Here is a 17138-nt window from a genome sequence, read left to right on the forward strand (position 1 = left end):
TGTTCACTGAGAAAAATGACAAAAATTACCCCCGCTATATTTGCTGGCATTGAAAATGATGCCCATCTTGGAGGACTCTACCAACTTGGAGGGCAACCATTTATCGATGCTATCGATTACCTGCAAGAGTATGTAAAAGAACTTCAGATAAAGGGAGAGGTTCCACCAGCATACAAGAAGTTATTAGACGACATGGACTATTTAAAGCGGGTCGAAAAAGAGTTGGAGGCAGTTAGAGTATTAGACGCTTTCTACGAAGCTGATATTAAAAAATTAGCCACGGATATTAAAAATAAAGTTCTTGCCCTCAAAGAAGGGGAGAGATTATTTATTCCTGGCGGCTGGATAAACATTAACGGTGGTGGCCATGCTATGGTTTACCAAATTATGCGCACCTCTGATGAAGAATTCTCGTTTACTGCTATTAATGCCGGTAGCGGACTTAATTATCATCACAAAAAATCAAGTCGAGAAAAAGAACTTTATAATCCGACCAAGGCATGGGAATTTCGTGCTCCTACTACCGATTTTCAAAAAGAAGAGCTTGGCCTCTTCTTAAGTCGTCTGCTAAAAGCAAAGGTACCCACAAAAAAACGTAAGTTTTTTACTGAAAAGGTACTCTATGAGGAGACATTAGCAAGTATTAGCCATATCGGTGGTATGGCAACTGAGAAAAATAAAATTCCTGATTTTGGTTATACGGGCAGCCAATTGTCAGGAACTTGTACACAACGTTGTCTTCATCAAATGCTTAAGCTTAACTCTCCATCTGCAATTGACTATGAACGTTTTATTTTTGAATTTAAGCATTATGCTTTACTTGATTATGTAAAGGCTTGTTTTGATACTAAAGTTCTTCCTCTTACACCGGGGGCTATTAGTCAAATTCGTTTAGCGGTAGAAAACAATTTAAAAATATTAAAGATTTCTCATCAGTCTGATAATGGAATAAAACAACCTCTATTCGATGATGTCACTACTGAAGATTACGTTAATGAACTTCGAACAATACAACAAAGACTTGATACGCACAAATTCACTGCGACTTCCAAAAGAATTACAGAGGATGACCCAGAACCTGATCTTGAATTATATTCTTCCTCTTCTATAACTGGAAAACCTTCATTATTCAGATCAACTACGGACAATAAATTCCCATTACCTTTTAATTTCAATTCAGGAAAGAACCTTCTAAAGAATTTAGAGTTGGCTATACAAAATCTTAAGGAATTGCCAACTCCCGAGGCTCAATACTATTATCTTCAACAAATAATGGCCTCACTCCCACTTGATGTGGAGGCCAAAAGACCTGGTTATGAAGAGCTCAAGACAGTTATCGATTGTCAGATCTTAGAAGCACATCTTGATTCGCTTCAGAGAGTATTAGTGAATTTACAGGAAAATTGGCTTAAAACAGGACAAGTTCCGACGTTAAACGTGATGGGATTACAGCTCATTACGATGCAAGTTAGAGTGAAAGAAATGATCACTCGGACGCAAAAGCTACCCTCTTTTATGCCTTTTGCCGCTACCATGCTAAACACACTTTTGGAGCACAATCGCAGGAATCCTTTTTATGCCACAAACCATGTGGTTTTTGATAGAAACTTTGCTCAAATGCAAAAAGATTTCTCTGACGCCAAAACAAATACCCATCCTGTTTTTTATAAATTTCTCAATGACTTAATGGCTACTGAGCCTACTCTCTATGAACAATTAAATGCACAGTACGATAGCACTTTCGGTTCGGATACCTCAGAATTGCATAAGCTAATTAGATTAAAAGAAAATGATCTTAGAGCACTTTATCTAATTTCTTTACATCTTTCAGGAAAAACTCTCCTCAAAACTAATGGAACTCCAGACTTCAGCCCTATAATTCAGAAAATAAAAGACTATTTGTCCTTTGAAGCTAAATTACGCCGTGCAATTAATCCTTTCTTTTTAAAAAACCTTGATGATAAACCAAGACTAGACTTTATCATAAATGATAAAGACCGCCATTTGATGCTCTATACGCCTTTATACCCAACTTTTTTAACCTGGCAAGAGCTATCGACAAAACTTCCTGAGAATAAATATGTGCTCCCAGAGTCACCAGCAAAGGATGCTTTAGACGCAGAGATAACTAAGTACTGCAGCCTGAATCAGACAAGACCACTTAAAAGTGCTAACGAAATCCAACTTCAGCCCATCAAGTCCAAAGTAGCGGTTGATAGACCCGTTACTCAAGCTGATATTACAGCCCGTGATTATCTACATTTAAGAACTCAACCAAAATTTCAGGTTGCTCTGACAATTGACTATTTTACTCGTAATATAGACAAACTTGCTCTTGAAGCAAATAAGCGATACTTAGAGGCGAATCTCTTCCAATCAACGCTTTTGCAGACAGAATTCAAAAAAACTGCCTTTTTCCCGCAATTTGATAGACTCTTAAAAACAGGTTATCGTTTTTTTAATAAGAACGGTCAGCTTACAACCGATTCCCTCTTATTTGTGCGATTAAATTTTCTAGTCAGTCGTTACCTTTATCAAATGGATAAATCAGCGGGTATATTACGACTTAAAATGCTTCAAGCAGACCTTTTAAAACAACTTGAGCTAGAAAATGACTCAAAGGTTACCTATGTTTTACAGCAATATTTATTTCTAACTACAACGACTCTCATTGAACTCGACCAAAATCCGGGCGAGCTTTTTGAACATGCTTTTAAAGCTTATGTGTATATTCAAAGTCATGCAAATCCTTTTATTCTCGAAGACTTGGCGCATCGAGTTGATGTAGATAGCAACATTGCAAAATTTCAAACACTACTGAGTCAACAATCTGAGCAAAAGCTTCAAAAAGCTGTAGAAGACTACTTGCAAAGTGATCCTGGTAGCAGAGAATATACCGTCACCCCTGCAAAATTTCCAATCTATCGTTTACAGAATAAAGATGGGGCTCAACTAGAATTCAATATCCTGGAATGTAAGCTATTTGAACGCGGATTAGCACGGAGTGGGGTACCTCTCGCTTTACAAAATCATCCACTGATGAAACATTTAGGCTTACAAGATAAACAAGAATGCCTTGTTAATTCTGATGGCAGCTACATGATTCTGCCGGATAAGGAAAATGAAGTAAGTCTATTTTATCAAACAGACAAGCTCACCGTTCAAAAAACTTGGCGTGTTGCAGGCACTGTTGATGAGTATGAGCTTCAACCGCTGACCGAACGTCACCATGCTTATCATGCCAATCGAAGCATATCACCCACTAATTCTTCGCTGCCCTTAGTACTAACCGATGGCTCGATGGATTATTGGCGTTCAAAAAACCCTATCAAGGGTAATTTATTAGTTTGTAACGGTAAACCTAGCTATCTGGTAAAAGGTGGGGAGAAATTCGTTCTATTAAATGAGAAAGGCGAAGAAACAAACTATCAATTAAGCAAACTAAAGCCCGAATGGATTAGATTACTGAACACATTTGAAAGTAATCAATTTATTCTGGCACATTCAAATCCGACAGATACCGTGATTAAGCTCCCTCGTTATAATTTAACGTTTAACGTCAGTGATGCAAAACCTGAACTTATCCATCAAGAAACCCAAGAGTGTGTAGTCGATGCTCCATCCCCCATTCACCCAGCAGTTGCAGGACTTCTTTTGGAAAAAAAGGGACATACTCGCTATCTTGTACCAGTTTCTCGTTTTTACGCCACAGAGAAAGATGCTGAACCTGGTGATTTTTATCCAGTTATTCATGACACGTACGGCACTATAGCAAAATCCGAGGTCAAAGAGGAATGGAAACGTCGCCCTCCTCTGCAAAAACCTATGTGGCATTATCAAGGTAGCGAGAGAGCCATTAGCTTTCGTCTACACAATGGAGAACCTGTTGCTGATACCGTTGCTGACGCACTTTATTTAGCCTATACCTACTTAGCCACCAATCAGCCAGAGAAAGCTTGGGCTGTATTGCAAGACTGCAATGCTAGATTAGGCGGACTTACCGGAGATCCTGCCGAACTTCAATTTGTAAGCTGGATTTGCGAGGATTTGCCGCATATTTTGGCTCATAAACATGACAAACAAAAAAAAGCCATACGTAGTACTCCGCCTTATGTAGCATGCCAACTTAAAGCAATGAGTCTTGTATCTGATTTTCTCTTGCAAGACAGAAAATTTGACTTAAAAAATCCAAGTCAGGAGGACACAGCTAACGCACAGTATGCACAACTTCAATATCAACAGACGAAAAATTTTCTTGATAGATTGCCATCAAAAATTTATCAATCCTTCACACGCCTTCAAAGTATGCGTCGTCATCTTGAACATAGTTTTACATTATCTACTTTGGAACGAAAGCGTCTTTTAGATTATTATCAGCAATCACAACCTGATAAAACTTTTCCAAAAGGTGCATTAGGCTATGAATGGATGCTTTTAAGCATTGAAGCTATTCAGCAAGAACAAGACACTCTCATTGCTCGCAAACAGTCAGGCTTATTATCAAAGGACGATACAAAACGCCTGGCATTCATTGAAAAGCAACTGCAAAAAATAAAGCCTACAATAGCAAATTCATCTAGCCTTGTTCCAGTGAGGATTGATTTAACACTAAAATCAGATAGTAAAATTGAGGAGTCTCGTCTTAAAAAAACCACTAAAGATATTTTTGAAAAGTGGAAAATGCAACTATCTCTTGAGAAAGAAGAAGATGACCTAAAGCTTAAAGCTGCCTTCGATGTATTAACCTCCGAAATCAACGAGGATACCTTTATAACCCATTTTCCTACGTATTTAAAACTGGCTGCCTCTGGGCAAGATCCGACATTACAACATCGTTTATCCACCTTTTGTGCTGCAACACTAATTGCTAATCGTCATACTCCTTTAGACAAACAAGAGTCTCATATCCCTCTTCTATGTAATATTTTATATCGCGCCTGTCATCATCATTTTAATACCAAATTGACTACCATTACTCTAGCCGACTTAATCACAAGGGTAAGTGACTCTTATTGTCCTTCTCTTGAGGTTTTAGAGGCTAGAGACGTCTATGATCCTATTTTAGCGAAACCAAAAGAAATACTGGCCAAAGACAGGCCAAAATTTGTGCCTTTAACTGTTCCCACATTGGAAAAAACTGCTTTACTCGAACAAGAGGATGCTCAAGTTTTTATAGAATCTAAAGATTCAGCAGTAAAAGAATTCCATGGGTTAATTGCTAAATACCGCAAAGTGCACGAAGAAACAGTTACAAAAATCAAGGACACAACAAACGAGGAGTTAGCCGGAGCACTTCTTCTTCAAGCAGAGCAGCAACAAAAAGAAATTGCGCAACGACTTATTGACACACCTCAGCTGGCCATATTCATTCGCGATCTGGTTGCTCATGTTGAAAAACCTCTCGCGGAACAACGCGAGAAAGCCTGGAATAACGCTTTAGCATTAGCTAATGAAGGCCCTGAAGATGTAAAACGGGCAAGAGAATGGCATATTGCCAGACTGGCAAAAGAAAAACCTACTCTTAATAAGCAAGATCTATTTACCTTGTATTGTCGAGGCGATGCTAACTATGGAGCAGAACTCACTGGATTAAGTCCTGAGAAAGTTAAAACACTGTATGCAGCAATTCATGCTGCTCTTTTTAAAGACATACAAGGTCAGCTATTTAAGCAGGTGGGAAAGAAAATTGACAGCGCAGTAAGCATGGGTAATGCTGATGATGCTGTGCAAGCCCTGGAAATTTTAGCCAGAGAAGAAATCCCTGCTTTAACTTCACCGGCTACTGTTATCATCCAGCATGAAGAAGATATTTTACTACGCAGACGTCAGGTCAGTGCAATAGCCTCTTTACTTGAGTCATCTCCAGATGGTAAAGGGTTTAAAGAAACGATTGAAAAAATTATTCCAGGCGGCGGTAAATCGAAAGTAATTATTCCGGTGGCCGCTGAAAGCAAAGCGCGTGGTGATAATCTCGTTGTTTGGGAGGTTCCGCCGGAATTATTAGCAACAAACTATGTCGATGCGAATCGTACCTCACAGCGACTATTTGGCAAGCGTGCTTATCGTTTTGAATTTAACCGCGACAGTAACTGTTCTCCAAAGCGTCTGCAACAGATGTATTATTTGTTTACAGAAATTATGACGACTAGAAGCTACCTGATGACAACAGGACCATCTATTCGGTCTCTGGAGCTTAAATACCTTGAACTCTTATTTGCAAAAGATAGAGACAGTAATTGGCGTAAGCAAGTCTATTGGCTCGATAAAATCACCAATCTCTTTCATCACAATGCAGATTGTCTCATTGACGAAGTCCATCAGGGCTTATGGTTAAAGAAAAAATTAAATTACACATTGGGCAATACGTCTCCTCTTGAACCCAATCTTATTAAGAATGGTGTTGCTCTATACAGTTTTATTGATAAAGATTTTGTTAAAAAAGCTCACGAACTTCCGCTGAATTACGACTGGGAACCCTTTCAGAATGAGCTTGCTAACAAACTACTTAATGAGCAAGCCAGCCCATTGAGTCACTTTGTTGCCAAAGCTGTCAAACTTTATGGAAATAAGGCCAAAGAAGAGCTTCTAGCCTACTTGACCAATAAAGCAACTGAGTTAAGCCCGATTGTCTTGAATGCAAAATTGGAAGACAAAGCGACCCTGGCCTTCTTCAAACAACAAATCAATGTGTTGCTCCCCTCTACTCTTCGAGGTAACACAACTGTCAGTAAATTCGAAGTAACTTATGGTCCGTCTCTTATTCAAGGGCTAAGTCCAGTCGAGTACACTTTAGCGATTCCTTATGTTGGCAATAAGGTCTCTAATGAAGCAAGTCGTTTTGGGAATGAATTGGAAGCTATGAATTATAGCATCCAAATGATGCTTATCAGGGGTATTAGTGAAGAACTTTTTGCCGAACGTATTGCTAGCTGGATTTCCACAGCTCGCCAAGAATTATTCCAAAATCCAAATTTTAAACATCTTGATGAAACACCAACAGCACGTGGCTTTGCTCTTTTGGAAAAAGGTCTCACCTTAAACCAGGTGGACCTTGCTAATCCTAAACAGATGGCTGAGCTCCATGAGCGGCATAAATACAATCGCTCTTTGATTAATACGCTTTTACAAGAGCGCGTTTTAAAACAGATTCATCAAGATGGTGCGATTCTTCATAGTGATGCTTATAACCATGTAGATATCTATCGTAGTACTCAAGGTGTTTCAGGAACGCCCTCCAATCATACAACTTATCATCAACGTTTAAACTTCGATCCCAAAAACTCTTTTGGTAGTGATGCCTATACTGTTGAATTATTACGCAGTAAGAAAACCAACATTACCTATCTTGATTACACCAATGTTGCAGAGTTTATTAAAACGGCTTTCACTAAGTCAGAGTCCAAAGAACGTATTCGCGCCATCATCGATATCAATGCAACATTCACTGGGGTAACGAATCTTGATGTTGCCAGAGAAATAGTGAATTTTATTAAAGAAAATCCAACGCACTTTAGCAACCCTATTAAGCACGTTCTCTATTTTAATGCTGACCAAGTGTTATGTGCACTTGATGTGGAAAAACCTGAAAAACCCATAGTACTTGGTACAAGCGACGAAAAAGAAATAGCTCACCTGTTAGGTTCGTCTCCTGAAGAACGATTTACCCTTTATGATCAAGTGCATACTCTTGGAATAGATATTAGACAATATTCTCATGCCCACGCCCTGGTACTCACTGATGAAAAAGACTCATTCCAGGCCTGGAAGCAAGGAAATGACCGCATGAGAGGCTTAAGCCAAAGTCAAACCGTTGAGTTTATATCCCCTACGCGCATCCTGGGTCTGTCCTATGATGAATTAGTTAAGCGCTTACAAGCAAATGATCAAAAGGTATTGGAACTCGATAATTTATTTGCGGCAAAAGGGCAAATGACTAATTTGCTGCGACGTACTTGCCTTTCGTTAATTCAAGATTTGCCCTCTGAAGAGGTAGAAGCGAAAGCCAACTTGGCTAAGCATTTCGAAGAGTTCTTTATTGACGTTCCTTCGCGTGATTTCTTTGCTCTCTACGGTGCTCTCAGCAGAAAAGATAAAATTGAGAACATTTTTAAGAGCTTCAAAACCCAGCTGCTTGACATTTGGACTGAATGTCATAAAAAAGCAAATATTCGCTTAAGCTCTGAAGCTCTTGACCTCATAGGCAAGAGCCTGCAGGATATTATTGATAGAGCAATCCCTAACTGTCAGGCAGAGTACGAAAATGCTCATGACTCCGGTAACAAAGAAGTACAAGTACAAAAGCAGGTGCAAAAGCAAGTACAAACACAACGAGTAGCTCTTAACGCCTCTTATAATAAGCAGCGCAGACCAGCGAATGAGTTGACCTGGAACTATACAAGTCAGGTTAGATCGTTCCAAGACAATATCAAAAACAAGACTGTAACTGCCAATAGCCTCTGTGACAAAACGGCCACGCCCAACTTATTTTCTGAAAATTTGAGACTCAGTACTAATTATGCTGTGACGTACAGATATCAAGATGAGTATACGGATGCCTTTTTAAAACCAGTTTTTCTTGTCTGGTATCATCTGGACGATAAAAAATGCCTGCATGCCACTGTTGTTACTCCTCAAGAATCAGAATCATTGGAGAAACTAATTAATTTAAATGGTGTCAACAACAGCTGGCTAGCTACGACCGATGATACTGTGATAGCTGGCACAGCTCCGGATAATATTTGCTCCAACAGTGAGTATCAAGAATTACGTGAGCAAGTACGCTTCTTTAATGGTGAGTGTAAAAGTCTCTTAAATCAGGATACTCCTTTACTCTGGCTGGATAAAAAAGCATCAGACAAACTTGCTTTCTTTGAGCAACATCTACTTCCTTACAGACCTGGCTCTGAAACCGAACTCGAACAATTAAAAACAACCTTGCTCAAAGGAAATATCGAAGGATTTGTTTATATCACCAAACATCCTTTTGATGATCTTATTGACTGTGATTGGCAAACGCTATTTCCAAGCGCCGCTCCTGTGCAAATAGCAGAATATCAAAAAATGGCCTCGGTCTTTAATTATTTGAATAAGAATTGGTTCAGTAAAAATTTAACGCAAGAACTGTCCAAATTTAATTTGCCACCCAATAGTCTTTTTTATGCTAATGAACAGGTGCAACGTCTTTCTAAAATTAAAAAATTATTGCAGCAGGTGGAGCAATTGAAGACCCCTCTGCTAACTCAATTGCCTGAGGAAGAAAAACTTTGCCTTGAAAAATGTCTCGACATAACTCTTGAAACTTTTTATGAGCAACAAGGCATCAAAAATCCCAGTACCGCACCCATTGGCAGCATAGAACTGGCAACCGTTGAAGCATTTAATATCCTACAGAATCATCCGGTAATGCAGATTCCAGAGCTTCAATCAGAAAGGGGGGATACATTATTTTCTAACTGGTTCAGAAAGCTCGCCCAAAATACCTCATCGAAAGAGGTTTTAAGAGCTATATTGAAAAAAAATCCTACAATGTCAGTACTTCATTCAATCCTTGTAAATAATAGTTGTGATGAATTTATTACACAATCAGTATTGAGTTCCATGGAATTGTCCGAAGACACATTAAAACTCCTTGCAGAAAAATCACTTTCAACAGAATCGATCGATAAACTTTTGAAAAAAACAAATCTTTCTGATGATGTTTTAGAAACATTAATTTGCAATAAAAAAGTGAATTTGAGTACAACTCAATTATCCTTTATTTTAGAGCGTACCAAAAATTCTTCTATTGTTGCAGCAGCTTATTCTCATCAATCTGCAAACGAAGATATCAAAAAAGCAGTATTCACTCATATTGCATTTAATTCCGTCACATTAAAAACATTGCTTAAGAGTCGGGCAATCGATGCCAACACAGCTATAGGGCTTTTATCGCATCCTACTGCGATCACAAGTCCTGTATTATTAACGATGGTAGCGGAGTTTGGCTCTAGAGTTGTTTTGCCCGTTCTCTCTCACTCTGCCATTACTCCTTCAACAAAAAGCAAGATTCTTAATATAACAGAACTTACTCTCGAAGTTGCACAAAAACTTAGCGAAGATAATGATCATGAGCTGTGTCAAAACTTAACAACGAAAATTTTTGATAAATACAAAATAGCTAAAGAATCGGAAAAAATCGAATGGGAAAATTGTCTTGATAAAATTTTTAAACACTATATCAAGAGAGACAATGAGCATAAAGAAAATATACTGACCGTTGTTAAAGCACAGCTAACTTCAAAAACTGGCTTCTCCATTATACCTTTTTCTGAGCGGGCATTTAATCATCCAAGACTTGGATTTATGCTTTTATCTTCTTTTGGCAGCCAGGCAATTCCAATGTTACCATTCCAGGAAATGGTTAATGTAGCCAACACTGACGAGCTGAAATTGCTTTTACAGCAAGAAAAAACAGGTAATCTCTCGGAAGACCAATTACAACTTCTTATTAAAAAATGTACAACCAGCGAACTGAGAGACCTAATTCTTACACGAACAGATCTCTCTGAAAAAATACTACGACAGTTTCTGGAGGATAAGGAATTAACAGAGACTCAATTAGGCTTAATTATAAAAATGGCTAGGGAAGATAGCACTCTCAAACTTGCTTATGCTCATCCAGCTGCTACTCCTGCAAACCGAAAACTTATTTATACACGTTCTGCATTTTCTTCCGATACCCTGCTATCCCTAATCTATGAGGATAAATTAGATAATGAGGAGATTCTTTTTATTTTTGACAATACTAAACTCATCAATTTTGGACATCTCTCACATATCGCTTTAAAGAAGGTTAATTCGCAAGTATTACTTGCAGCAGCATCACATTCATCCGCAAATACCCAGCTATGGGGTTTAATAGTCGAAAATGATGAATTTTCAGTACATGTTGCTCTTAGGATTCTTGATAAAATAAATACCTACGATTCCCGTCCTCTGTTGGCAAAACTCGCAAAAAAAGTGCTTTCTTTCACTGAGGATAAACAACAGACGGAGGGTTGGGATCCTGTTCTTGCCAAACTGCTGATGAAATATATCCATGCTGATGATTTTTCGAGGGAAGAAATAATTGAAATTATTAAGAGCAATCCTAGTAAGAGTCCTATTATTGGCCTTATGACCCTGCGCGTCTTTGGTAAAGAAGCACGAGACATAGAATTGCCTCTTACAAAGATGATTAGAATTGCAACCTCAGAAGAGCAGCTACTATTGTTAATACCCAATTTCAAAAGCAAGACTCATTATGACAAATTGCTTGAACGAGACGATCTCACTGAAAAAGTTGTTCAAGCTGTGCTCAAAACAGATCACAGCTTCACAGAACCGCAATTACTAAGCATTCTTATGGATGCGGAGACTGAGGAAACACTAACATCGGTCTATAAACAAGCTAAAGATCTTAAATCTGTTCGTAAAACATTACTACAACATGCTGCACTCTCATCAAACCTCTTATTGTCATTAGTAAAGGGCTTATCTAGGGATGAAGTAAAATTAGCTTTACAACATCCAGCGGTCACCTCTGCCGTACTAGAAGCGATGCTCAAGGAGAAACTTCACTCTGATGACTTGTTAATGGTAGTTTCTCATCGAAATGCGAATACTCAAGTTAGAAATCTTGCCATTCAAAGTAGAAGCTTCTCACCAGCAGTAGCTCAACAAGTTATTGCTAGTAGCAATAGTATCGATGACGATCATCATCTTTTTGTAAATTTAATTCAACGAACTATTGAGCAATCGCATATCAGGCTCCCTGAAAATTCATGGGAAAATTGCTTTATTGAGCTAATTAAGAAATACAGTAAGCACGCTTCTCTAGACACAATTATTCAGGAAATAATTTCTACTCCTCATCTTTCACCGAAAGTTGTTAAAAGCATTATCGAGCATACTAATTTTGTTAAGAACCTTGGTGTGCGTAATAACCTACTGGATATTTTATTTAAACTCGGCAATGCGCAAGAAGATACTCTTATTGACTTATTAGAGAAGTATCAGGAAGAGGGTAAACAGAAAGACGCTCTTGATGTGATCAGAGAGCAGAGTGATTTGAGTCCTCGCCTAGGTTTAACTATGGTACGACTGTTCGGCAAAGACGCAACCGAAGCCATCACATTACCAATGAAAGCGATGATTTCAATTGCTAATGAGGATGACGTTAAATTACTGGTTGATCCTGATAAAACAGGCAAACTGTCTGAGGACGATTTACTAAGTTTAGCAGAAAAAACTACTTCTCAAAATGATCTTGATAAACTCTTAAATCGACAAGAGCTTACTGAGCCTGTGCTAAGAGTAATTGCCAAGAAATGCTCAAAAGAAGATCAATTTGAAAAAATTCTACAAAAAAATCGTCTGTCTTACGAGCTATATATTATCGTAGCGAATAAGGTTCCTGGCTATGACAACTTAACAAAGGCACTGTCTAATTTATCAGAAAGCGATCGTAGAACTTGGCTTGATTTTAGAACGACTCAATATAACGAAATGAAACAACAGCTTCCTGCTGATGCTAAACAGCAAATAGAGCTATCATTAGAGCAATTAAAATTAAAGGCTTGCAAACATGCTGTCAAAGCACTGCATAGCCCCAGCTACGAGAATGTGGCTCGAACAGCAATTACTCTTTATTGCCAACTGAATAAAGCTACAAAAACTTATTTTGATAACCCAAATGGTGATTATCAAAATTTTCAGAAAGAATGCACAGAATTAATCACTCAGGCTAAATCAGTCTTGGAGCAACATCGTGGTTACAAGCAAATATTATTAGATATTCTAAATGTTCTTTTAAATGTTGTTACTTTAAAATTTGCATTCTCTAATAACTGGCGTTTCTTTCAAGCTAAAACAGCAACTGCGGATGTTGCCGATATAGTTGGAGAAACAATTAAGAATCCTCCACCCTCGAAACCAACTTAAATTCTTTGATGAGAACGCCAAAAGAGTAAATATTTACTCTTTTGTCTCCTATTTCTTAGAGCTTAATTTACAAAGCAACTCTCCTAATTCCATTGGCATGGGGAAAATAATGGTTGAGGGATTATTGGTTGCCAAGGTTGCCAAAGTCTGCAAATACCGTAATTGTAACGCTTGTGGCTGTTGAGCCAACACTTGAGCGGCTTGCAGTAATTTTTCGGAGGCCTGCAGTTCTCCTTCTGCATGAATAATTTTAGCACGTCGATCCCGCTCTGCTTCAGCCTGCTTGGCAATAGCACGAATCATACTTTCATCCAAATCGACATGTTTAATTTCAACGTTTGAAACTTTAATGCCCCAACTGTCAGTTTGAGCATCCAGGATCTTTTGAATATCACTATTTAATTGCTCTCGTTCAGCCAACATTTCGTCCAACTCATGCTGCCCGAGTACAGAACGTAAAGTGGTTTGTGCCAACTGACTGGTTGCTTCAAAGTAATTTTCAACCTGAATAATTGCATTTTGTGGCTCCACCACCCGAAAATACAACACAGCATTCACTCGTACTGACACATTATCTCTTGAAATAACATCTTGGCTAGGCACATCCATTACCACTGTGCGCAAATCAACGCGAACCATTTGTTGTATAACAGGAATTACGATAATAAGACCTGGCCCCTTCACTCGCCAAAAGCGACCCAGTAAAAATATGACTCCCCGCTCATATTCCCTAAGTACACGTAGGGTAGACATTAAAAAAATGGCAACGATAATTATAAAAAATCCCAGAAATGAAAGCATTTTTTTCTCCTTTTATTCGCTCATCCATTTTACTATTGATACGGTATCCTTTACTTTTAACTATCTTTGACACTGATTTCTTCTACTTCGAGTTGTAGACCTTTTGTTGCAATTACTCTGATGAGCTTATCCGCTGTGATTGGTTGCTTGGCATGCACTGCCCAAATTTCTCCGCGTATAACAGCTTGGCCTTGTAAATCGATGTCCCCTAAAGCACGACCTTCCGCTCCTAATAAAACATTAACACCATGCTGAAGTTTACGTTTCCGGGATTTCACCGTCATAGCAGCTAAACTCAGTAAAATCACCAAATTTACTGCCGCCATGGCCCAAATGGCTGACCATGCAATTTTGTAGCTATTTTGTTCGGTATCTATCAGCAAGATAGAACCAATGATAAAAGCAGCAGTTCCACCAAAACCCAGAGCTCCAAAACTGGGAGTAAACGCTTCGGCAATTACAAAGAGGATTCCCAAAATAATAAGACTTAGCCCGGCATAGTTAATCGGTAATAACTGCAATGCATAGAGTGCCACCAAAATTGCAATTGCACCGATGACACCTGGTAATACAAAACCTGGATTGACTAGCTCGAAAAAAATTCCATAAATTCCAAGGAGCAATAGCAAGTATGCAACCGTGGGATCCGTAATAATCTGTAGTAACTGCAAACGCCAATCGGGGGTTAAAATAGAGATTTCAGCATTGGTAGTCAGCAACTTTATTTTTTGTCCATTCTGAGTTACTTCCATGCCATTTAATTGCCGTAAAAGTTCGGCTGTGTCGGTAGCGATTAAATTGATTACCCCGCCTTGTAATGCTTCCCTTGCAGTGAGTGTCTCTGCATTAGTAATTGCTTTTTCTGCAAATTCGGCACTACGGCCTCGTAATTGAGCCAGAGAGCGTAGATAAGCTATCGCATCATTAGTCACTTTTTTATCCATGGTCGAGGACTTGTTTTTCTTATCCTCCTTGTCGCTTGTGATTTCTGTTAAATAAACCGGGCTTGCAGCACCAAGATGCGTACCAGGTGCCATGGCAGCAACGGTGCTTGCGTAAAGAATATAGGTTCCCGCACTAGCTGCCCGTGCACCATTGGGTGAGACATAGGTAACAACTGGCACTTTTGACGTTAAAATATCTTGCACGATAAGGCGAGTTGATTTATCTAAGCCACCTGGTGTGTCTAGAATTATTAAAATTAATGCTGCATCCTGACCTTTTGCAATACCTCGATTTATGAAATCAGCAGTGGCAGGGCCAATAGCCCCATTAATTTTAATTTCTATGATTTTATTAGCCATAGCAGGGACAGTCACTAAAAATAAGCCAACAAAAACAATTAGATGACGCCAGAAAATGGCTAGTGGCCGAGAAGAAGAACAGGAGCTTGAAGAATTTTTGTCAGTAAAAGCCACACTCAACAAGGTGTGAAGGACTTCCATAACTATCCCTGAATATTTCCTATTGGATAAGGATAGCATTTTTTTAGAAACCAGGTTGAATACTTTAGTCTGTGTAAGTTTGATGTTCATATCATGACAAAGAATGATATGAACAACTCCCTAATTAGAAGTACACTCCGATTTGAGCGATTAGAGAATCGGAAGCCCGACCAGTACCCACAGTATTTAAGTTAACTACACCTGGAGGCGCAATACCATTAGCAAACTGATTAGTCTTGTAGTCAATGTCATGGCGGTATTCAAGACTTTCTACCGTGTCCTTCCAGATAGAAATATTAAACACACCACTAATACGGCGTTGTGGTAAATTCAATGCCAAGGCTTGTTGAGACCATTGATAGCCTACAGCAAATGAAGATGGTTTGGAAAATGCCATAAAAGTAACACCAGCTTCCAACTGTCCCGCTTGTGGTCTTGCTCCATTACCATTAAAACTTAAATCTTGAGGAGTAAAGGCTTGTGTAGCGGCAACCCATTCAGCCGTCAAGTTATAGCGATCGACACTCAGAGTCGCATGCGCCCCGACTCCAGGCACTTTATGCACTTCTTCACTACCGTTAGTTGCTGAACCGAATCCACCAAAGGTTCCTGTTGATCCGCCTGAATCTTGCATACCGGCAGAATCCGCTATTGAACCGATATAACTTGCGCCAATTTCGCCTCGTGTATTTCCTGCATGAATAGTATAACCTGCATTTATACCACCCACTCCAGAATGGCCATCTGTTGTATCTGATTTAAAACCATACACAGCCGCAAATGGACCGGAATCGGTTTGTGATTTGTAGCCTAATATAATGGGTCTTGATTTGGTACGAGCCAGTCTTAAAGTCAAGGGAGAACTTATCATTGAACTAGTATATCGTCCGAACGGTACATAAAGCTGACCCGCTGTAAAATAATAAGGGGTTATATCTAAATTTCCTATATTTACAAACCCTTGGTTTAGAAAGAATGTCGAATTTTCAACCCGCGTTCCCCCAATTTGAGGTGGCGTATCGTCGTAGGCTATCGACATAAATGCTTCCACTTTATCGTTTAATAAAGTAGCGATATCCAGTTCTGAGGAGCCTAGGTTTATGTCACCTGTTGTATCTCCGAAATAAGGACGAGTTATATCGGCGACAGGTTCTGCTTTCCCACTTAATGCAATAATTGGAATATTAGGAATAGGATATCCGATTTGTTCATAAGCTCTATAGACTCGGCGTCGTTGTTCCATTAAACGAATATCACGGTTAATACTTGAAATATTAACAATATAATCCGAATCATCAAATGCGGGTCGCTCACCAGTGTAAGGAGACGTGACCACTGGCGTACCTGCAATATAAGTTACCACTTGATTATCTGCAATCAGTGCAGTCGGAAAAAAGCTACTTGAAGAAGGATCGCCATCTATTGTATGAACAAGTACATGGGCTGAATGGAACTTTCCTTTTACCTTTTCTTCTTTGACTGTCTTTTCAGTAGTAGCTTTAGCTTTTGTCGTAGCTGTTGGAGGCGCTGTAGTCGATTTTACCTGCTCTCGGTTAATTGCTCTCTCATTGTTTCGCTCTGATTTTACTGTCGATTGTGAAACTAATTTATTTTGTAAGCGATTGAGCTGCGTTTGCAATGCTTTTGTCTGTTGTTGTAGTCGTTGGATTTCTTTTTGTAATTCTGTATTGCTTGCAGCATACAGTGGTCCGGAAATGGCGGCAATGGCCATCAATAAGACTTTCTGTTTCACGCGGGGTACTCCTGGCTGTTTTTTTTGCTTCCTGATTATTAATCGATGCAGATTATAACTTGCCTTGATCGCAGTGGCCAGTGTTTGCGCACAATATTTATTAAATTACTACAGCCAAAATTATTAAATAGTTATTTATGATTGATTTCTCAGGATTTCAACAACGTCGTTACAAGCAA

Annotated in this window: 4 protein-coding genes; 1 reads left to right on the forward strand and 3 read right to left on the reverse strand. The window is 38.9% G+C overall.

The features are described from left to right. Positions 1-15: 15 nt before the first annotated feature. On the forward strand, positions 16-12960 hold the full coding sequence (locus LHA_RS14535; protein WP_045107185.1) for a DUF3638 domain-containing protein: 12945 nt from the start codon (positions 16-18) through the stop codon (positions 12958-12960). A 48-nt stretch (positions 12961-13008) separates the two neighbouring features. Here the strand turns inward: LHA_RS14535 and LHA_RS14540 are convergent, their stop codons facing one another. The 3 genes from LHA_RS14540 to LHA_RS14550 form a co-directional block, all read right to left on the reverse strand. Then, positions 13009-13713 (reverse strand): slipin family protein, encoded by a 705-nt coding sequence (locus LHA_RS14540; protein WP_370447950.1) that lies wholly within the window; start codon positions 13711-13713, stop codon positions 13009-13011. 104 nt (positions 13714-13817) lie between these two features. Beyond that, positions 13818-15206, reverse strand: coding sequence for an NfeD family protein (locus tag LHA_RS14545; RefSeq protein ID WP_102046668.1), 1389 nt, complete (start codon positions 15204-15206; stop codon positions 13818-13820). Between the two features lie 124 nt (positions 15207-15330). Beyond that, complete coding sequence (locus tag LHA_RS14550; RefSeq protein WP_045107187.1) at positions 15331-16959, reverse strand: LbtU family siderophore porin; 1629 nt, start codon at positions 16957-16959, stop codon at positions 15331-15333. Positions 16960-17138: the final 179 nt, after the last annotated feature.

This window comes from Legionella hackeliae (assembly GCF_000953655.1).
Taxonomy (GTDB): domain Bacteria; phylum Pseudomonadota; class Gammaproteobacteria; order Legionellales; family Legionellaceae; genus Tatlockia; species Tatlockia hackeliae.